Origin of the sequence: Swingsia samuiensis (genome assembly GCF_006542355.1) — a bacterium.
In the GTDB taxonomy this organism is placed as follows: Bacteria; Pseudomonadota; Alphaproteobacteria; order Acetobacterales; family Acetobacteraceae; genus Gluconobacter; species Gluconobacter samuiensis.
In genome coordinates this window covers 1,449,873-1,468,716 of sequence record NZ_CP038141.1, presented here as the reverse complement: position 1 = coordinate 1,468,716, position 18,844 = coordinate 1,449,873, and the positions used below count along the sequence as shown (strand labels likewise).

Genomic DNA, 18,844 nt, shown 5'->3' with positions numbered 1-18,844 from the left:
GAATTATGTTCTCGCCCTTCTCATATAAGGGCATGACCCGATATCGCTATATAAGCAATGCCTGACAAGTAAACCTTATTGTGAAACACGATCTTGTGCTTAAAAAAATGCCTCTCCACTTTGATGGAAACCACTACACCAACCCCCAAGAATGGACTTTAAGCAACACTGTTGCAAAAAAGAATCCATTCCGCAAAGCTTATAATATTTTAAAATGGCAACTTAAAAATCGCCCTCGTTGGCCCAGCGATCTGCCCATTCCTCCTCAGCATGATTTACCCACCCCACTCGCAGGAGAATACACCGCAACGTTCATCGGTCATTCTACCGTGCTTTTACAATTCGGTCAGAGAAATGCTCCGCCATTTCGGATCATAACAGACCCGATTTTCTCTGAAAGATGCTCACCATTCCGCCATTTTGGCCCCAAACGAGTGATCCCACCTGGCATCGCCTTAGAAAAACTCCCCCCGATTGATCTTATTCTAGTTTCTCACTGCCATTACGATCATATGGATCTTCCCTCTTTGCGAGTTCTGGCCAAAAATAAAGATATTTTATGCATTTCTCTGCCCGGGAACAGAAAGCACCTCGCCAAAGCAGGTCTTTCTCGAATTATCGAACTTGATTGGTGGGAAAATATTGCTCTTGAGAATGGTTTTTCAATTAGTGCCACGCCAGCGCTTCACAACAGTGCTCGCACTCCCTTTGACACAAACAAGGCATTATGGGGCGGATTCATGATCCAAACGGAAAAGAAGTGTGTCTTTTTTGCAGGGGATACGGCATGGGGCTATCACTTTGATGCGATCCATCAAAAATGGCCTCGACAGGACCTCGCGATCCTCCCGATTGGAGCTTATTCCCCTCGTTCGCTTCTTCGCTCTCAACACATGAACCCAGAAGAAGCGGTCATGGCCTTCAAGACTCTTAACGCAGAACATGGCCTTGCGATCCATTTTGGAACCTTTCAGCTCACAGATGAACCAATTCTAGAACCAGTCGCTCGTTTAAACTTAGCAATGCGGGGAAACCCCAAGCCCTTTATCGCTCTGGAGTCTGGAGAAACACTTACTCTTTCGCGTCACTCCGTAACAGGCTAACCTAATCTTATATAAACACATTACCCCTTTTATACGGGAACTAAATGAACCATGAGCCACCCAGATACCAACTTCACTCCTGAACAAATTACAGCCTTGTTCGTTGATGCCGCTCGGGATGGGAATCATGATTTATTGCAGCAGTTCCTTGATGCTGGCATGACCATTGATGCGGCCGACAGCCGGGGTTATACGGCGTTAATTGTTGCCTCATATAATGGCAACATTGATGCGGTTCAGCTTTTACTTAAAAATGGTGCGAACCCTAATGTGCTTGACCTTAAGGGAGCGACAGCTCTGTCTGGGGTAGCTTTTAAAGGCCAAATCGATATTGCGACTCTTTTATTAGAACATGGCGCTCACATTGATCATGCCAATTTCTCAGGGCGCACCCCTTTAATGTTCGCCATTATGTTTGGCCGTGAAGATATGGCGCGTTTCCTTTTGGAAAGAGGAGCCAACCCAGATCTTAAAGACATAGACGGCGTATCTGCACGGGACTTTGCAGAACGTCAAAATATGATGTCTCTCTTTAATGGAGTAAAAGCATGAGCCGCTTCTGGAACAAACGTGTTCACGATCTGCACCCCTATGTTCCTGGGGAGCAGCCCAAAGTTGCAGATCTTATCAAACTCAACACCAATGAATCCCCTTATGGCCCCAGCCCAAAAGTGCTGGAAGCCATTCGTTCTGCTGCGTCAGATGACTTACGCCTATACCCAGACCCTACGGCAACAGAACTCCGTCACGCCATAGCAGAACGCTTTAATGTCTCAACAGAGAATGTTTTTGTGGGTAACGGCTCAGACGAAGTCTTGGCGCATGCTTTTCGCGCACTTTTTCATGATGATGCCCCTCTTTTATTTTCAGACATCACGTACGGTTTTTATCCTGTTTATTGTGAGCTTTTCGGCCAGCCCTTCCAACAATTCCCTCTCAATGAACGGTTTGAAATCGATATTGAAGATTATAAAGGCCCTTGCGGGGGAATCGTTATTGCAAACCCCAACGCCAATACCGGGCTGACCTTATCTTTAGACCAAATTGCTCACCTTGCTCGCCAGCATGCAGACCGAACCGTTCTGATTGATGAAGCCTATGTGGATTTTGGAGCTGATTCAGCCATAGAGCTGACCAAAAAGCACGACAACCTTCTGATTGTGCAAACTCTCTCAAAATCTTACGCACTTGCCGGGTTACGCGTTGGTTTTGCAATAGGCTCACCCGAACTCATCGAAGGGCTAAATCGCGTTAAAGACAGCTTTAATTCTTATCCTCTCTCTCGCCCAGCGCAGGCTGGAGCCATTGCTGCCATTAAAGATAAAGAATGGTTAGACAAGATTACCGCTCGCGTCATTCAAACACGAGAAACACTTATTCCTGCACTGCGCCAATTAGGTTTTGACGTCTTACCTTCCCGTTCCAATTTTATTCTCGTCCATCATCCTGAACATCAGGCGGGAGAACTTGCCAAGGCTTTACGCGAGCGCTCCATCATTGTGCGACACCTCTCAACACCACGCATTCAAAACTGGTTGCGCATCACAATTGGAACTGATGAGGCTTGCAAACGTCTTATAGATACTCTGCAAAGTATTCTTTCAGGAAAGTCCTGAAAATACTTGGGGAGAACACTCGTTCTTCCCAGAAACCATGAACCTTTCAGAGATCGTGAAGCGTAGATCATGTTTCATTTGTCGTTCATGCCATGAACGACATTTCTTTGTTGTTTCGTGCTGAAAGATTTTAAAAATGCGTGCTTTTCAAGGACAGTTGTCCGACAATCAACCGATCCGCCGTAACTACGCGGAAAAAGAAAAACAACTTCGCGACCTCAAAGAAACTTTGGGATCCATGAAGTCTCATACATCCCCAGCTTTAAAAGAAAGTATCCAAAAACGCATTCGCGAATTGGAAATTGAATTAAAAACAGCGGCCAAAGAGAGAGAAGCCCGTGCAGCTTCACGTGCTCAACGCCCTCTCGACGAACAAAGACAACAACGTCGTCCACGCCGCAGCACCATTCGTTCAATGTAATTGCTAATGTCTAGGGGAATTAAACTTCCCCAGACTTTTCCCATAAATCTCCCATAAATCTTAAACGGAATGGCTGCATTCCATCTGTTTCTCGCACCACATAAAATGATGAATATTCACCCGTTGGCCTACCTGATCGTTCTTTAAGCCACCGAAACACATTCCGATCTGCTGTGAGTTGCGTTTTATCTTCTGCCATTGGATGATTCCACAAATCCAACGCCTCTGGAACACGCGTCCGATCAATCATTAAACAATTTGGGTCAACGAAGCCGCCCTGCGTTTCTCGGAAAATACCGCCTCCTGGACCGACAGATTCCCATTGATCTTCACAAATTGGTCTCTGCGTTTTGGGATGAACAAACCAACGGCCAGCCCATGCCCAATCATACCCTTCAATAGCGGCTAGCAATGTCTGAAGATGATGGGGTGCCCACCAATTATCATCATCTAAATAAGCAATCCGAGGTGCGTTTGATAACTGACTAAGCACACTCCTCAGGACACCTCCATCTTTCGCACGCCCCAACCCTCCATGACGTTGGGACGTCGAATAGCCGGGCCAAAGTACATTAATAACCCAATCTTTCGGGCGTTCACGAAAAGCTTCTTCTAAGACCAATAAAGCATCCTCGGGCGGTGTAGTATCCACACCGATCATAATTTGGACACGTAGATTCCCATGCTGCGCAAAAACAGATTCAACCGCTCGCTTTAACGAAGGCCGAAGCAAGCTTGGCATCACAACAGCAACATCAAAAGGCCGTTGATCAAGTGAAGGATTATCCGAGAAAATATGTAATCCCGGGTTCATATGTCACTCTTAATATTACAACGACACACATTAAATTCCCTTCTGTCTTTATCAGAGGCATTTTCAAGCCTTGAACTTCTGCTCTCCAACCGTCACGATGAGAAAAATGAACCCAACCCATAGAGAGTCAAACGTGCCTGTGTCTTCTCATTTTTCTCATGAACAACTTCTTGATCGCTTAGCTGAAGTTGCTGTTCGTATTGGTTTAAACGTTCAACCAGGGCAACAGCTTCTTATTACCGCTCCCCTTGATGCCGTTCCTTTGATACGCCGCATTACAGAGCATGCCTATAAAGCTGGCTCTTCTTTAGTTACGACTTTTTACGCTGATGATGAAGCTACACTTGCACGTTACATGTACGCTTCTGATGATGCTTTTGATATCGCCCCCACATGGATGGCCGATGGTATTGCTCGTGCGTTCCGTGAAGGAGCCGCGCGTATGGCCATCACTGGTGCCAACCCCACTCTCCTTGCCGAACAAAATCCAGAACGCATTGCACGCGCAAACAAAGCAAACTCAAAAGCTAATCGCCCAGCGATGGAACTCATTACACAATTTGCGGTCAATTGGAACATCATTGCCTGCGCGACACCTGCTTGGGCCATGCAGGTTTTTCCTGACCTTTCCGAAAAAGATGCTCTCGCGGCTCTGTGGAATGGTATCTTTAAAGCCTCTCGCGTAGATCAAGAAGACCCCGTTCAGGCTTGGAAAGAACATAATGCCCGGCTTCATGCACGAGCCAAATACATGGATGAAACGCGCTTCGATGCGCTGCATTTCTCAGGCCCGGGAACAGACCTAACCGTCGGCCTCGCAGATGGCCATGCATGGACTGGTGGAGCTGAGAAAGCACTTAATGGAGTTGTCTGTAACCCTAATATCCCAACAGAAGAAATTTTCACCACACCTCATTGCAATCGTGTGGATGGGCATGTCAGCAGCACCAAGCCTCTTTTTCATCAAGGTTCTTTAATTGATGAAATTTCTGTCACGTTTGAGGAAGGCCGTATTGTCGAAGCGCATGCGAGCAAAGGGGAAAATGTTCTTCAGCGCATATTGAATACAGATGACGGAGCACGCCGAATTGGAGAAGTAGCACTCGTTCCCCACTCTTCTCCTATTTCTCAAAGTGGTATTCTCTACCGCAACACCCTTTTTGATGAGAATGCCTCCAGTCATATTGCTTTAGGGCAGGCTTACACCTCATGTATGCATGATGTAGATGGCCTATCCCCAGAACAACTCTTAAAACGTGGCGCAAATGACTCTCTCATTCACATTGACTGGATGATCGGGTCAGACCAAATCGACCTCGATGGCATTAAAGATGGGAACCGTACTCCTCTCATGCGTTCAGGCGAGTGGATTACAAAATAACCATCCCTACGTTCCTCTCTATGAGCTCTTCATAGAGAGGTCTTTCCCCAGTATTTTATATTCAAAGCGCATTATGTCGATCTCTCTTGACCCTTCTCTCTTCCCTGCCATCGATATTATTACTCTTGCACAGACAGGTCTTATCCTACGCGCTGAACGACAAACACCTCCAGACGGAATACCTGTTTTCGTCACAAAAGAGGGCTGGACAGAGCTTGTCTCTTCTCATGCACCAGAGCATCCCTCTCCCCATGAAATCATCATACCAGCCTTAGAGAAGGCAATCACTCGCCTATTATCTCACGCAGCCGAAACTGCTGAGAAAACGAAAGAAATGGCGCCGGTTCTCTATCTGGAGAGCGATCTATTCCCCAGTAATGCCGAACTTCTCATCGCTTTTGTCAGAGATAAAGAGCACCCCGTTACATGCGCTCTTATTGGAACACGGCAACATTTATCGCACGTATTAAAAGTAACTGCGTCTGATAAAATGCCGTAAGGCTATTTCATCCAAAATCATTTGCTCTTTTAGCAAACTCGCACGTACATCAGCCACTTTATGCTGCTCTCTTAATTTCTCAACAGCTTGAAGGGCAGCCTGAGCCTGTATTAACTCTTGATGTGCGACTTCACACTCTCCTTTGGCCTTTTGATACCTCTTATATGTTTCTTCGATTTCTTTTTGCCCATAGGGCAACCACACACTAAACTCCTGTATAGATGCCTCGTCTCCTGAACGCTGCGCATTTTCTGCTTTTTCCTGTTCTTCCTTTTTAATTTGAAGAGACCTTCTCCAAAGAGATTCCGCCTCTCTTTCTTTTAAATGATAAGATGTAAAGACCTGTTCTATTTGATCACACTCGTCAGAACGAAGTTTATATAAAGATTCCAACGGGCCTGATTGATCCACCGACCTCATGAGGACACACTACTTTCTTCCTCACTCAAAATCTGAGCCAGCTGTTCAAAGGCATCATTGATACCCGTTCTTTCATCTTTCATCTGGTTAAGAAATAATTTTAAAGCAGGCATGATACGAATGGCTTCATCTACCTCCAGATCTGCACCATCTTTATAAGCTCCCAAACGAATCATATCGGCCATACGGTCATAGATAGCCATAATACTTCGGGCTTTCTTCACCAAATATGTTTCTTTTACAGAATGACATCCTGGGACAGAGCGCGATAAGGAACGCAAAACATCAATTGCTGGATAACGTCCCTGCTCTGCAATGCGTCGATCCAAAACAATATGACCATCTAAAATACCTCTTACAGCATCGGCCACAGGTTCATTATGGTCGTCTCCTTCAACAAGAACGGTAAATAGCGCCGTTATCATCCCTTGATGCGCATATCCCGGGCCAGCACGCTCCAATAATTTAGGCAGATCAGCAAAAACAGATGGAGGATACCCGCGCGTTGCTGGTGGCTCCCCTGATGAAAGCGCAATCTCACGAAGTGCCATGCAATAACGCGTTACGCTATCCATCAGCAGAAGAACTGATTTTCCTTGGTCACGGAAATATTCTGCAATTGTCATTGCTGAAACGGCTGCATCCCGTCGCATCAAGGGTGGAGCATCAGATGTTGCGACAACGACCACACTCCGCGCTAGCCCCTCTTCACCTAAACTATCTTCTATAAACTCCCGAACCTCTCGTCCACGCTCTCCCACCAGTGAAATAACGGCTACATCACATTCTGTTCCACGCGCCAACATAGACAGCAAAGTAGATTTCCCAACACCAGACCCTGCAAAAAGCCCCAATCTTTGCCCTTGCCGGCATGTTGTAAAAACGTCCAACGCCCTTACCCCTAAATCAATGCGCTCTCCCAACCGGGCCCGCAAAGCCGGATCTGGAGGAAGTGCTTTCAACGGCTGACCATATTCGTCTGCACACAATGCCCCTTGTCCGTCTATCGGCCTTCCCAAAGGATCTACAATACGGCCTAACCACGCATCGCTCACCTTCAACTCGGGGGCCAAACTAGCCTGCAATGTAATCTGCGCTTCGCAACCGGGCCCAATTCCCTCCAAAGAACCAAAGACCATCACTGTGGCCTGATCATTATCAAAAGACACAACCTCAGATTGTATATAATCATTGTTACGTGATTTTATTGTAACCCTATCCCCAATAGAGATGATTCTCTCAAGCCCACGAATCGTTAAACACAATCCACGGACATTATGAACAACACCAAAGGCATGATTAGATTTCATGTCTGAAAATTTTTGTCTAAAGCCATCTAATTCATTGAAAATAAGCAATTTATATCCACCTCATCTCTCATCAAACAAACCATACAACCCTTAAAAAGCGCTTAATAACCACAACCCAAAATTGAAAGATTAATTCTTTTTGTGATTTTTTGTTGTTTTTTATCGACAAATACAATCTTTGGTTGTAATAATTTGTTCATAAGTTCAGGAGTTAAAAAATGCGTATTCTTCTTGTCGATAATGACCTTCAATCTTCCAACAACCTTACTCTCATGTTGCGGACAGCATCTTTCATGGTGGATCATACAACGTCCGGTGAAGAAGCAATCGATATGCTTCGCCACTATGATTATGATGTGGTCGTATTAGAACTATTGCTTGAAGATATCGAAGGGTATGAGGTGATCCGCCGGGCTCGTGCCGCAAAGATTACAACACCTATTATTATTCTATCCGGTCTTTTACGCCCTCAAGCTAAAATCAAAGCTTTTTCACTTGGTGCTGATGATTATTTGACTAAGCCTTACGATACTGGTGAACTTGTTGCTCGCTTACAAGCAGTAGCGCGTCGTTTTCGTGGCTTTTCAGAACCACGCTTAACTATTGGCAATCTAGAACTGGATCTTAACAGTAAAAACGTTTCCATCAATAGCCAGCCCCTTTACCTCACGGGTAAGGAATATGCTATTTTAGAACTTCTTGTAATCCGCAAAGGCTCCGTTCTGACTAAGGATGCATTCCTCAATCATTTATATGGCGGTATCGATGAGCCTGAAATGAAAATTATTGATGTCTTTATTTGCAAATTAAGAAGAAAACTTCAAAAAGCCGGTGCACAGAACTTGATTACTACTGTGTGGGGGCGTGGATATGTTCTACAAAACGAATTAAGTACAACTCTACCTCATATTAAGAAAATCCCTAACCATTTCCCTCAAACACCCCCTCTGCAAAGCACCACTTCACCTGCACTTATTTAATAGTCTTCCAATATTCTTGAACCGTCACCCCATGATCTACTGGTCCATGACCGTGCCCATATCCGGGAGCGTTTAACAATGCTTGTCGTAAATAATCGCTCCCACGACGAACAGCCTTTTCCGCGGCATATCCTTGCGCTACCCCAACAGCAATCGCACTCGCAAGTGTGCACCCTGTTCCATGTGTATGCCGCGTTTTTATCTTTGTGCTTGTTAAAACTATTTCAGTACCATTTTTTAAAACCAAAAGATCAATTAATGTATCGCTCTCAAGGTGCCCCCCTTTCAGCAATACAGAATTTGCACCCTTTTGCTGTAAGATAGCCGCTGCTCTCCGCATATCCGACAAAGTTTTAATCTCAATCCCTGTCATCATTTCTGCTTCAGGAATATTAGGGGTTACAATAGTGCTGCGTGGCAATAACCGCTCTATCACCGCACTGATGGCATCAGGTGCTAAAAGAGACGAGCCACTTGTCGACACCATAACCGGGTCTAAAACAAGTGGTATCCCTTTCCAGTTATCCAACTCATCCGCTACCGCATGAACAATCTCTGCGGATGCCAACATACCTGTTTTAAAACAATCTACCCCGAGATCCGTAACCACAGCCTGAATCTGTTTCCGAATAAACGACACCGGCACGGTATGAACCTCTTTAACCTCAACCGTGTTTTGTGCGGTAAGAGCCGTAATCGCACTCATGCCAAAGCCGCCTAAAGCCGTAATCGTCTTTAGATCAGCCTGTATGCCTGCGCCCCCCCCGGAGTCACTTCCTGCTATCGTAAGAACACGGCCGTGCATCCACCTTATTCCCCTGTCAATTCACGAATAGCATCGCAAACCGTATCAACAACGTCTTCAACCAAAGCAGCATCTTCTGCCTCTACCATAACACGAATAAGAGGCTCCGTTCCGCTCGCGCGCAATACCAAACGCCCACGGCCAGCAAGCCTTTCTTCAGCCCACTGTTTTACTTTTTCTATACTTGGATTTTTTAAAGGGCTTTCCCCAGTATACCGCACATTCTTTAACAACTGAGGATAAGGTTCAAAGAACTTACAAATCTCACTCGCGGGCTTTTTCGTTTCAACAGAAACAGCCAGCACTTGTAATGCTGCAATCAGGCCATCCCCCGTTGTTGCATAGTCAGAAAGAACCATATGGCCTGACTGTTCACCACCAAGATTACTTCCTATTTCACGCATCCGCTCAACAACATACCGATCGCCAACGGCCGTGCGTTGCAATTCCAGCCCCTCTTTTTTAAGAGCCTTTTCAAGCCCCATATTGGACATAATTGTTGCAACAACAATATTACCATTCAAGCGATCATGTTGCTTCCAGAATGTGGCGATTAACCCCAAGATCTGATCACCATCAACAAGATTACCGTTTTCATCTGCAATCAAAACACGATCAGCATCACCATCAAGGGCGATCCCAAAATCAGCTTTATGCTCCTTCACTGCGGCGCATAGTTGTTCGGGATGCGTAGACCCCACACCGTCATTAATATTTAACCCATCAGGGTTCGTTCCAATTTTGATAACTTCAGCCCCAAGCTCCCACAAAGCCTTAGGTGCCACGCGATAGGCTGAACCATTCGCGCAGTCTATCACAATCTTCAAACCATCCAGACGTAAGCCACGCGGGAAAGATGCTTTAGCGTTTTCAATATATCGTCCAGCAGCATCATTTAAACGCGAGGCTTTGCCAATTTCAGCTGGAGACGCAAGACGGTCTGACAGATCTTCTGCCATCAAAGCCTCAATATCAGCCTCAACCCCATCTGATAGCTTAAACCCATCCGGGCCAAAAAGCTTAATACCATTATCTGTAAAAGGATTATGAGAGGCTGAAATCATCACGCCTAAATCTGCACGCAACGAATGCGTCAACATGGCGATAGCAGGGGTCGGAAGAGGACCAACCAGAATAACATCCATCCCGGCGGACAAAAATCCTGCGACAAGCGCACATTCCAGCATATAGCCTGATAAACGCGTATCTTTACCTAGAACAACACTATGACGACGGTTTTCACTTCGCATAAAATACAGGCCAGCCGCTTGACCCAGTTTCTGTGCAACTTCAACGGTCATCGGCGCAGAGTTAGCCGTTCCGCGAATACCATCGGTTCCAAATAAAGACCGTTTATTGGCCATTTCTCAGCACATCCTATCTTTAATCTTCAATAATAAAAAAGGCGCGGCACCAAGGAGACTCCTTGATGACGCGCCTTTTGGTGCGATTGACGTCTAGTTAACCTGCTTGAGGCGCAGGATCAAATGCTTCAGGCCGTGTTGTTGGCACAGATGGTCGACGATTATCTGGCATCTGTTCATCATCATCAGACCGCTCAATTGGCTCGCCACGAATAACGCGACCAACTTCATCACCCGTAAGAGTTTCATACTCTAACATGGCAGCAACAAGGCGGTGCAAATCATCAATATGCGTTAGCAACAGATGATGTGCCTGTTGGTAGGCGGTATCAATAAGAGACTTAATCTCCTTATCAATTTCACGGGCTGTCTGCTCAGAAATATTTTTGTTTTGAGCAACAGAATGACCAAGAAAAACTTCCTGCCCGTTATCACCATAAGCGATCATACCGAGCTTATCACTCATTCCCCACTCCGTGATCATGCGACGGGCAAGGTCTGTTGCGCTCTTAATATCACCCGATGCGCCTGCGCTGACTTCTTCCGGCCCAAAGATAATCTCTTCTGCGACACGACCACCCATCGCAATCACTAACCGCGCTAAACACCACTTGCGACTGTAAGAAATATTATCTTTTTCAGGCAGTGTCATCACCAAGCCAAGAGCACGACCACGCGGTACGATCGTTGCTTTATGAATGGGATCACTTCCTGGTGTGAAGAGAGCACAAATAGCATGACCAGCTTCATGATAGGCCGTAGCCCGCTTTTCATCTTCGGTCATCACCATGGAACGACGTTCCGCACCCATCATGACCTTATCTTTAGCTTCTTCAAACTGAGCCATGCCTACAGTGCGGCGTCCTTGCCGTGCAGCCATCAGAGCTGCCTCATTTACAAGGTTGGCCAAATCCGCACCCGAAAAGCCCGGAGTTCCACGCGCTATAATCTTTGGATCAACATCCGAAGAAAGAGGCACTTTCTTCATATGTACACGCAAGATTTTCTCACGACCAGCAACATCTGGGTTAGGCACGACAACCTGACGGTCAAAACGCCCCGGACGTAATAATGCAGGATCCAAAACATCTGGACGGTTTGTCGCTGCAATCAGGATCACTCCTTCATTGCTTTCAAAACCATCCATCTCAACCAGCATCTGGTTTAATGTTTGTTCACGCTCATCATTACCACCCCCAAGACCGGCTCCACGATGGCGACCTACGGCATCAATTTCGTCAATAAAGATGATGCAAGGCGCTGATTTCTTACCCTGTTCAAACATATCACGAACACGAGACGCACCAACACCGACGAACATCTCAACAAAGTCTGAACCAGAAATGGTAAAGAACGGAACATTGGCTTCACCTGCAATAGCACGGGCCAACAACGTTTTACCTGTTCCTGGAGGGCCAACAAGAAGAGCCCCTTTAGGAATTTTTCCACCAAGACGGGTAAACTTTTGAGGGTCTTTCAAAAACTCAACAATTTCTTCAAGTTCTGACTTTGCCTCATCAATCCCAGCTACATCCGCAAACGTCACACGACCTGTTTTCTCAGTAAGCAAACGCGCACGGGATTTACCAAACCCCATTGCACGGCCACCCCCGGCTTGCATTTGACGGAACACCAAAAAGCCAAGACCAATCAACAAGAGCATTGGAAGATACGCACCAATATACCGCAGAATTGGATTTTCACCATTCTCTAAGGGCTTGGCTGTTACTTCTACACCGGAACTTGTCAATCGGGCAGGCAATGTCGGATCAAGAGGGGCATACGTCTCGAAAGATGTTCCGTTCGTCAATGTTCCAGTAATATTCTGTTCCTGGATCACAACAGAACGAACCTGATGCTCCCCTACATCATGAATAAAATCTGAATATGCAATCTGTTGTGTAGCATGACTACCGCCCCCTGGCTGAAACGCAGTCAGGACTGCCATTCCAACCGTGATGATAACCACCCAGATCGCAACATTACGGCCTAAATTATTCATCTCGTTCTCTGTCGTCCTTCAGACTGTTTCTTAGATGTAGTCTTGGCCTCATCTGTCACACAGGCCGGCATCACTATTACACTTCTCTTTATAAGATAGGACATCTCGCCCCTGATCCTAGCCCTAACAGAGCAAAATAAAGGGATTTAGTATATATTATGACATAGTTTTTACAAAGCAACAGGGTTTTCACCCGTTATTGGAACATTTCCTGCCCATATAAATGAGGTCTCTTCACTCAAAGACAAGGGTTGAGGCAATCTTATTATTTCATTTCCATACCACAAAGCTGGCAGAACACGTAATGCTCTCGCTGGAACCCCTAACTTTCTTCCATCATATTGAGCCGCATAGTCTCCTACCGCTCCAATCTGTGCTCCTTCTGGAATATCTTCTACTCTACACAGCCATCGCTGATCCCATACCTGACAAGAGTGAGCAGGGATTTTTTTCTCAACAGCACGTTCTTCACGCACCAAAAGAACCCCCTCTCCAAAACGCCCTGCTGGTTGCATAGTCACACCACCAAGCGTTCCTTGCCCCTGCCTTAACAAAGATTGAACCTTTTCTCGCGCTGGACGGTACTTATTGCCTGCAACCAACCGGATTAAAGAAGAAAGAGCATGTTCTTCAAGTCCGTCTTTATGCAAAAATACCCATCCTTCGGCGTGCCATGTTGCATATTGCGCCAAATGGTACGCCAGCTTTTCATCCTGTTTCTTACGTTGGCTATCCGCTTGCCTCTGCCATACCCGGCTTTGAAGCCGTTGGTCAGAAGTTAAATCCTGACGCCATCGAACACGTTCAAAACGACGATTATGGTTGGAAGGATCCTCAACCCAATCCAAACCCATTCTGCGCAACATCCCTCGCAAACGTTCTGGATGCACACTCAATAAAGGGCGCACGACACGGATCCTCCCACGAATACTTACTGGCGCTATACCCGCCAAACCGTGTGAGCCACTCCCTGCCGCAGACCTCATCCAGACCGTTTCATCCTGATCATGAAGATGATGCCCCACCAACAGATCAATGCATCCAGCCTCAGCACATGCTTTTTCCAACGCATCAAAACGTGCATCACGAGCACGCTCCTGAATACGCCCAGAAGGGAATGGAGCAAGCTTTAAAACGTGTGTGACTATACCGAGCGCTGCCAATTGCTGAGCCACCCCTCGAGCCTCTGCTGCAGCTTCTGCTCTCAATCCATGGTCAACCACAAACGCAACAATATTTTTTCGCCACTGCCGCGCGAGCCAAGCCAAAGCCAGAGAGTCTGCTCCTCCGGACACAGCAACCCCAATGGGAGCATCCTCCACATCGGGCAGCCATGGCCCTAACGCTTCAACTAAGCGAACAAACTCCTCTACGTGAAGAGGCTGTTGTGTCACTACACTTAATGGCAGGCTGCACGCTCACGAAAGGTTTTTGAAGCAGCTTTGACTCTCGGCGTAGGGGATGGAAATTCTGACTTCAACTTATCCAGCGCCTGACACGCAGAGCTTTTGTCTCCCAAAGCTATCAAAGATGCCGCAACACCTAATAAAGAATCTTGCGCCTTTGGGCTTCGGGGGGATTTGCCATAGGCATCATAATACGCAACAGCCGACTGACGATACTGTTTTTGTCCTGCTAAAGATTGGCCTAAAAGGAACTGAGCATCCATGCGGCCGCCTTGTGTTTTGGCGGTCTTCACTGCAAAGCGTGCATCTGTTTCTGCTTCAGAATAGCGCCCTGCCCTTAATGCACTATTTCCTTGCTTCAGTGCTTCTAAAGCCGTTTTAGGCTGTGTTGCCGCCACTTCGCCTCCAGTAGCAGCTGCCCCCGGAGCCGATAATGTTTTTGTGGCCTTTGTATCCATACTTTGTGAGGAATCTACATCGGATGCAGCAGAGCCGCCACCATTTTGAGCGGCAAACTGCATATCAGAAATTTTCTTCGATAAAGTTGCTTGTGCCTGATTGAAGGAATTGGATAGTTGATCCAACTGCCCACGCATCTGACGATTTTGCTCTTCCAAAGCAGAAACACGATCCAAAAGCTGAGCAACCAAGTTTCCATCAGATTTAGAAACAGATCCTTCTGAAGAGCTTGACGGAGCAGCCAAAGCATTATTTTGCGCTTGGGAAAGTTGCTGCCTTAAAGCTGCAATCTGATTTTGCAAAACAATAGCTTCCCGTGATGAAAGAGCACCTGCTTCATCTTGAGCAAAAGCCGATGCCATCGGCGCCATAAAAGAGAGCGCTGTTCCCAGCATTACGACACGAATAGAACGGGACACAGCCATGGCTAATCTCTCCTGAACACGTAAGACGCGATACATCAAAACGACCGCTTATAAAGGGTCAAAAACCAAAAAAGGTCGAGAGATATTTCCCTCGACCCTTTCAGATGTCAACTCATCAAGTAACTGTTAGTTCAGTGTACTGATGTAATTGCGTTACGGTTTTGTGACCATGATGAATCATCATCACCATCTGCCGTTGGGCGGTCTTTACCATAAGAAATTGTCGTAATGCGAGAAGCGCTAATGCCTTTTGCTACAAGATAGTCACGTGCAGCATTGGCACGGCGCTGACCTAGAGCAATGTTATACTCTTCTGTTCCACGGTCATCGCAGTTACCAGCAATCTGAACGCTAACTTGTGGATATTTTTGCAACCAAGCAACTTGCTTGTCTAATGTTGCACGCGCATCACTTGAAAGGTGAGATACATTCAATTCATAGAAAATACGATCACCAACATTTGCAACTAGATCTTCTTCGCTGCCTGGGACAGGAGCGTTAGATTGCATATTTGCTGTGTTGCCCGCACCTGCAGCGTTATCTGCATTAGTATTCCCACTAGAGCAAGCGGCTAAAGCAAGTGCAAGACCAAGTGCACCAAATACTTGTAACTTCATAAATCTTAACCTTGAGGACAGTTCTATTAAATAGATCCGTAAATGTGGAATACGTCGCACGCTTTTCAGTCGCTTTTTAACGACCTATAAGCTCCAACTTCCTTTCTGGAATACGCACGTCTCCAATATACCGTCAAGTATCGCGTTATAAAGAAATCGTTAACAGAAAGCACAATGTTTTCTTTAAAATACTCACATCCATCTTTACACAAAAAAGACCACTAAAAAATGGCTAAATCCTGTCTTTATTTGATTTTTTTTGGGTTTAACCACAACCCGGCAGATAAAAAAGCCTTTTTATTTAATCTCATTAATATGGCAAAAAAATCACATAAAAAAATCCTGAACCCCATAGGGATTCAGGATTCGTTTCGCATGAGTGCCCCGAAGAAACCTTCAGCCGTTCAAAGGAGACCATGCTGGGTCTGAAGCGCCTGTCGAGGTACGGATAGGACGTTCATGGAAACCCGTGATATCAATCGTGCCAATACCTGAAGAGAACCCTGCCCCACCAGAACCAGACGCACTCTGACGGCAAAAAGCTAAGACACGCCCATTTGGACAGAATGTTGGGGATTCAACGGTAAAGCCTTGCGTTAAAATACGCTCACCTGAGCCATCAGGATTCATCACACCTAATGAGAAGCCACCATGCCCAATACGCGTAAAGGCAATTAAATCCCCACGAGGAGACCATACAGGTGAACCATAATGACCTGAACCGTAGGAGATACGACGAGCCCCCCCACCTGATGCACTCATGATATAAAGCTGTGGGCTGCCACCACGGTCAGAGTTGAAAACAATCTGACTTCCATCAGGGCTATAGCAAGGGCTTGTATCAATAGCGCCCCCAGAATTCGTCAACTGACGTTTGCTGCGTGAGCCTAAATCCACCGTAAAAATGTCGGAACCACTACCCCGCGTTGCGGACAGAACAACCTGACTTCCATTAGGCGAGAAACGTGGAGCGAAAGAAATCCCCTCAAACTCACCCAACATCTGCTGGCGGCCGGATCCTAGATCAAACAAATAAACGCGTGGACGGTTATTCGCATAAGACATGAACGCTACTTGATCACGCACAGGGTTAAAACGTGGCGTTAACGTTAGCCATTGTCCCCCCGTGAGCATACGTTGGTTTGCGCCATCTTGATCCATCAAAGCCAAACGTGTGATTTGGTGTTTACGCGGCCCTGTACGCGCAATGTACGCAATGCGGGTATCGAAATATCCCTTTTCTCCCAACATTCTCTCATAAATCACATCAGCAATAATATGAGCAATCCGGCGCCAGTTGGATTGAGAGGCTGTGTAAGCGGTGCCTTGAAGCTGATCTCCAGAAACAACGTCCCATAGACGCATCTCTACCCGCACACTACCTGAACCAACAGCATGCCCAGCAACAGCTGCACGGGCCCCACGAGCTTTAAGCGCGCTAAAATCAGGCGTTGATGAAGATGAGACATCCCCACTCATCACCTGGAAGAGGCCCGTGCTTTGCAAATCAGAAGAAATAACATTCGAGATTTGCTCACCCAAACCTGCACCAAAATTTGGAATAACAATGGGAATTGCCGCTTGGCGCGCCTGATCAACTGTAATCTCAGCAGCGCCAGCTTCACTGGATGCACCAGCTGCAAAAGCTGAGAGAGGTGTCGCTAATAACCCACCAACAGCAGCGGTTGTGCCAAGCACTGAGCGGCGTGATAAAAAGGCTTTTAAAGCATCGGCCTCAGAATCAGAGATAAAAGTCATGTTCGTTCCTTTTTCGAATTATGGCCTGAAAACAAAACGCATTTTACCCGTTCGACCCAATAGATGGGCAGGGATTGGTAAATGAGCACAAGTTGGACTTAAAACAGCATCACGCGCACGTTCTGCAAAAGCACGATAAGAAGGATCAGACCTCATTTTAGCTAATGTGTCTGGTGCAAAATTGACCAAACGCGCCTCTCCTGTGGAATCCACTGTTACGATCATGTGTGCAAAAAACTTCGCATAATCGCGCGCTTCAGTATCTTCCGTATAACAACGCCTTACAGAGGCACCAACTGCTCTTTGCTCAGCCGCTGAGAGCCCCTGAGTTATATCCCCATTCGGTACACCACCACCACCAGGGGCACCTCCTTGAGGAGGATTAGGCCGCGAGTGTGGAGAATGGGTCTGTTTTTGATCCGCGCGGAAACTATCCAGCGTTGCCAACAAAGAATGGCTATCCGATTGCGTATGCTTAGACGCATTCGGCTGGGTAAAGTGCGAGAATTTAGGCGTATCTGGCAACTTATCCGTTGGATGCGTCTGAGGGCTTGGGGGCGCCACCATACGAGAAGGAGATGGAGGCGATGGCCGTGGAGGCGCAGCCCGCACTGCTTCTGGCGTAGGTGAGGTTAATTTCGGCGGAAGCTTCATAGGAGGAAGCTTGACCGGTTTCGTCTCAGGCGGTGGTGGAACAGGCTGTGGCGGCGGTGGCGGAGGTGGTGGTTCCTCCGTTGGGGCCTTCACAGGCGGTGTCGGTGCAGGAGGCGCAGCATTCTTAACAGGCGCAGGAGCTGGCGCTGGTTTCGGTGCAGGGCGTTCTGCTTTGATGGGATGAGTTGGAGGGCCTGGGGTATCAAACTCCATCTGAACCGCGGGCGGCTCAGGCGGTTCAGGCGGCTTCTGAAACGGAGTTTTCAAGACGAAGAACAGGATGAGCGCTGCATGAATCCCAACAGATCCAAGCAACGCTGCCCGAAAACAACGCCTGTCTGAACGACGCGGACGCACCACGAGCGAGTGTCCTTCCCTTAACGGCCGCTTGATGGCTGCTGAGCTAACAGAGCCACATGCGTAAAGCCACCAGATGTTATTTGTCCCATCACCTGCATCACATGGCCATAATCAATGTGAGCATCGGCGCGGACAAAAATACGCCGACTGGAATCATTTGATGACATTGCTTTCAATTGCTGAAGAAGCTGATCCGATGTGACCTGCGTATCTCCAAGAAAGATGCTGCCATCACTTCGGAGAGAAACCGTAATCGGCTTAGTGTCCGCATTGACGGGGCTTGCATCTGTCTTCGGCAAATCAACATTAACCCCGCTTGTAAGCATAGGGGCTGTCACCATAAAAATGATGAGCAGCACCAACATTACGTCTACAAGTGGCGTGACATTAATTTCCGAAGCAGGCCGCCGACGACGACCGCGCCCTCTTCCTCCGACAGACATTCCCATC

The 18,844-nt window shown here is 46.9% G+C and carries 19 protein-coding genes; 7 read left to right on the top strand and 12 right to left on the bottom strand.

Features of this window, described 5'->3' with window-relative positions; genetic code table 11:
* Nucleotides 1-80 precede the first annotated feature (80 nt).
* From E3D00_RS06825 to E3D00_RS06810, 4 genes are all read left to right on the top strand, one after another.
* On the top strand, nt 81-1,103 hold the full coding sequence (locus E3D00_RS06825) for an MBL fold metallo-hydrolase (RefSeq protein ID WP_246091387.1): 1,023 nt from the start codon (nt 81-83) through the stop codon (nt 1,101-1,103).
* Between the two features lie 51 nt (nt 1,104-1,154).
* Nucleotides 1,155-1,655 (top strand): ankyrin repeat domain-containing protein, encoded by a 501-nt coding sequence (locus E3D00_RS06820; RefSeq protein ID WP_141461121.1) that lies wholly within the window; start codon nt 1,155-1,157, stop codon nt 1,653-1,655.
* Nucleotides 1,652-2,719, top strand: a complete 1,068-nt coding sequence (gene hisC / locus E3D00_RS06815; protein WP_141461118.1) for a histidinol-phosphate transaminase — start codon at nt 1,652-1,654, stop codon at nt 2,717-2,719. The genes E3D00_RS06820 and hisC overlap by 4 nt, the downstream gene beginning before the upstream one ends.
* Nucleotides 2,720-2,855: 136 nt before the next feature.
* Nucleotides 2,856-3,140 carry a hypothetical protein gene (locus E3D00_RS06810; protein WP_141461115.1) on the top strand — a complete coding sequence of 95 codons (285 nt, stop codon included), beginning with the start codon at nt 2,856-2,858 and terminating at the stop codon, nt 3,138-3,140.
* Nucleotides 3,141-3,159: 19 nt separating this feature from the next.
* Here E3D00_RS06810 and E3D00_RS06805 read toward each other — a convergent pair whose 3' ends face one another.
* Complete coding sequence (locus E3D00_RS06805) at nt 3,160-3,954, bottom strand: glycosyltransferase family protein (RefSeq protein WP_141461113.1); 795 nt, start codon at nt 3,952-3,954, stop codon at nt 3,160-3,162.
* A gap of 97 nt (nt 3,955-4,051) precedes the next feature.
* Between E3D00_RS06805 and E3D00_RS06800 the strand changes: the two genes are divergently transcribed.
* Nucleotides 4,052-5,335: an aminopeptidase gene (locus E3D00_RS06800; RefSeq protein ID WP_141462412.1), complete on the top strand. Its 1,284-nt coding sequence runs from the start codon at nt 4,052-4,054 to the stop codon at nt 5,333-5,335.
* Nucleotides 5,336-5,408: 73 nt separating this feature from the next.
* Entirely contained in the window at nt 5,409-5,834 is a 426-nt protein-coding gene (locus E3D00_RS06795) for a hypothetical protein (protein ID WP_141461111.1), read from the top strand.
* Here E3D00_RS06795 and E3D00_RS06790 read toward each other — a convergent pair.
* Nucleotides 5,802-6,254 (bottom strand): flagellar FliJ family protein, encoded by a 453-nt coding sequence (locus E3D00_RS06790; protein WP_141461109.1) that lies wholly within the window; start codon nt 6,252-6,254, stop codon nt 5,802-5,804. The two genes, E3D00_RS06795 and E3D00_RS06790, sit on opposite strands and share 33 nt — an antisense overlap.
* Nucleotides 6,251-7,564, bottom strand: a complete 1,314-nt coding sequence (gene fliI / locus E3D00_RS06785) for a flagellar protein export ATPase FliI (protein WP_141461107.1) — start codon at nt 7,562-7,564, stop codon at nt 6,251-6,253. Before fliI ends, E3D00_RS06790 begins: the two co-directional genes overlap by 4 nt.
* Before the next feature lie 218 nt (nt 7,565-7,782).
* Here fliI and E3D00_RS06780 point away from each other — a divergent pair, with 218 nt between their 5' ends.
* Nucleotides 7,783-8,544: a response regulator transcription factor gene (locus tag E3D00_RS06780; protein WP_141461105.1), complete on the top strand. Its 762-nt coding sequence runs from the start codon at nt 7,783-7,785 to the stop codon at nt 8,542-8,544.
* Here E3D00_RS06780 and thiD read toward each other — a convergent pair.
* The 9 genes from thiD to tolR all read right to left on the bottom strand — a co-directional run bounded on the left by thiD (nt 8,537) and on the right by tolR (nt 18,843).
* A complete protein-coding gene (gene thiD, locus E3D00_RS06775; RefSeq protein ID WP_141461104.1) occupies nt 8,537-9,349 on the bottom strand; it encodes a bifunctional hydroxymethylpyrimidine kinase/phosphomethylpyrimidine kinase in 813 nt (270 codons plus the stop codon). The two genes, E3D00_RS06780 and thiD, sit on opposite strands and share 8 nt — an antisense overlap.
* Before the next feature lie 5 nt (nt 9,350-9,354).
* Nucleotides 9,355-10,713, bottom strand: a complete 1,359-nt coding sequence (glmM, locus tag E3D00_RS06770) for a phosphoglucosamine mutase (RefSeq protein ID WP_141461102.1) — start codon at nt 10,711-10,713, stop codon at nt 9,355-9,357.
* Between the two features lie 97 nt (nt 10,714-10,810).
* The gene (gene ftsH / locus E3D00_RS06765; RefSeq protein ID WP_141461100.1) at nt 10,811-12,715 is read right to left on the bottom strand and encodes an ATP-dependent zinc metalloprotease FtsH; all 1,905 of its coding nucleotides are present in this window, start codon (nt 12,713-12,715) and stop codon (nt 10,811-10,813) included.
* 170 nt (nt 12,716-12,885) lie between these two features.
* Nucleotides 12,886-14,109, bottom strand: a complete 1,224-nt coding sequence (gene tilS, locus E3D00_RS06760) for a tRNA lysidine(34) synthetase TilS (protein WP_246091386.1) — start codon at nt 14,107-14,109, stop codon at nt 12,886-12,888.
* Between the two features lie 5 nt (nt 14,110-14,114).
* The gene (locus E3D00_RS06755) at nt 14,115-15,005 is read right to left on the bottom strand and encodes a tetratricopeptide repeat protein (RefSeq protein ID WP_141461096.1); all 891 of its coding nucleotides are present in this window, start codon (nt 15,003-15,005) and stop codon (nt 14,115-14,117) included.
* Nucleotides 15,006-15,136: 131 nt separating this feature from the next.
* Nucleotides 15,137-15,622, bottom strand: a complete 486-nt coding sequence (gene pal / locus E3D00_RS06750) for a peptidoglycan-associated lipoprotein Pal (protein WP_141461093.1) — start codon at nt 15,620-15,622, stop codon at nt 15,137-15,139.
* A gap of 396 nt (nt 15,623-16,018) precedes the next feature.
* Nucleotides 16,019-17,380 (bottom strand): Tol-Pal system beta propeller repeat protein TolB, encoded by a 1,362-nt coding sequence (tolB, locus tag E3D00_RS06745; RefSeq protein ID WP_141461091.1) that lies wholly within the window; start codon nt 17,378-17,380, stop codon nt 16,019-16,021.
* An 18-nt stretch (nt 17,381-17,398) separates the two neighbouring features.
* Nucleotides 17,399-18,394 carry an energy transducer TonB gene (locus E3D00_RS06740; protein WP_141461090.1) on the bottom strand — a complete coding sequence of 332 codons (996 nt, stop codon included), beginning with the start codon at nt 18,392-18,394 and terminating at the stop codon, nt 17,399-17,401.
* Nucleotides 18,395-18,411: 17 nt separating this feature from the next.
* Complete coding sequence (gene tolR, locus E3D00_RS06735) at nt 18,412-18,843, bottom strand: protein TolR (protein ID WP_141461088.1); 432 nt, start codon at nt 18,841-18,843, stop codon at nt 18,412-18,414.
* Between the last annotated feature and the right edge of the window lies 1 nt (nt 18,844).

Excerpts from the sequence above, each read along its gene's own strand:
- E3D00_RS06820 (WP_141461121.1), top strand. The coding sequence starts at position 1,155 with ATGAGCCACCCAGATACCAACTTCACTCCTGAACAAATTACAGCCTTG.
- hisC (WP_141461118.1), top strand. The coding sequence starts at position 1,652 with ATGAGCCGCTTCTGGAACAAACGTGTTCACGATCTGCACCCCTATGTT.
- E3D00_RS06810 (WP_141461115.1), top strand. The coding sequence starts at position 2,856 with ATGCGTGCTTTTCAAGGACAGTTGTCCGACAATCAACCGATCCGCCGT.
- E3D00_RS06805 (WP_141461113.1), bottom strand. The coding sequence starts at position 3,954 with ATGAACCCGGGATTACATATTTTCTCGGATAATCCTTCACTTGATCAA.
- E3D00_RS06800 (WP_141462412.1), top strand. The coding sequence starts at position 4,052 with ATGAGAAAAATGAACCCAACCCATAGAGAGTCAAACGTGCCTGTGTCT.
- E3D00_RS06795 (WP_141461111.1), top strand. The coding sequence starts at position 5,409 with ATGTCGATCTCTCTTGACCCTTCTCTCTTCCCTGCCATCGATATTATT.
- E3D00_RS06790 (WP_141461109.1), bottom strand. The coding sequence starts at position 6,254 with ATGAGGTCGGTGGATCAATCAGGCCCGTTGGAATCTTTATATAAACTT.
- fliI (WP_141461107.1), bottom strand. The coding sequence starts at position 7,564 with ATGAAATCTAATCATGCCTTTGGTGTTGTTCATAATGTCCGTGGATTG.
- E3D00_RS06780 (WP_141461105.1), top strand. The coding sequence starts at position 7,783 with ATGCGTATTCTTCTTGTCGATAATGACCTTCAATCTTCCAACAACCTT.
- thiD (WP_141461104.1), bottom strand. The coding sequence starts at position 9,349 with ATGCACGGCCGTGTTCTTACGATAGCAGGAAGTGACTCCGGGGGGGGC.
- glmM (WP_141461102.1), bottom strand. The coding sequence starts at position 10,713 with ATGGCCAATAAACGGTCTTTATTTGGAACCGATGGTATTCGCGGAACG.
- ftsH (WP_141461100.1), bottom strand. The coding sequence starts at position 12,715 with ATGAATAATTTAGGCCGTAATGTTGCGATCTGGGTGGTTATCATCACG.
- E3D00_RS06755 (WP_141461096.1), bottom strand. The coding sequence starts at position 15,005 with ATGGCTGTGTCCCGTTCTATTCGTGTCGTAATGCTGGGAACAGCGCTC.
- pal (WP_141461093.1), bottom strand. The coding sequence starts at position 15,622 with ATGAAGTTACAAGTATTTGGTGCACTTGGTCTTGCACTTGCTTTAGCC.
- tolB (WP_141461091.1), bottom strand. The coding sequence starts at position 17,380 with ATGACTTTTATCTCTGATTCTGAGGCCGATGCTTTAAAAGCCTTTTTA.
- tolR (WP_141461088.1), bottom strand. The coding sequence starts at position 18,843 with ATGGGAATGTCTGTCGGAGGAAGAGGGCGCGGTCGTCGTCGGCGGCCT.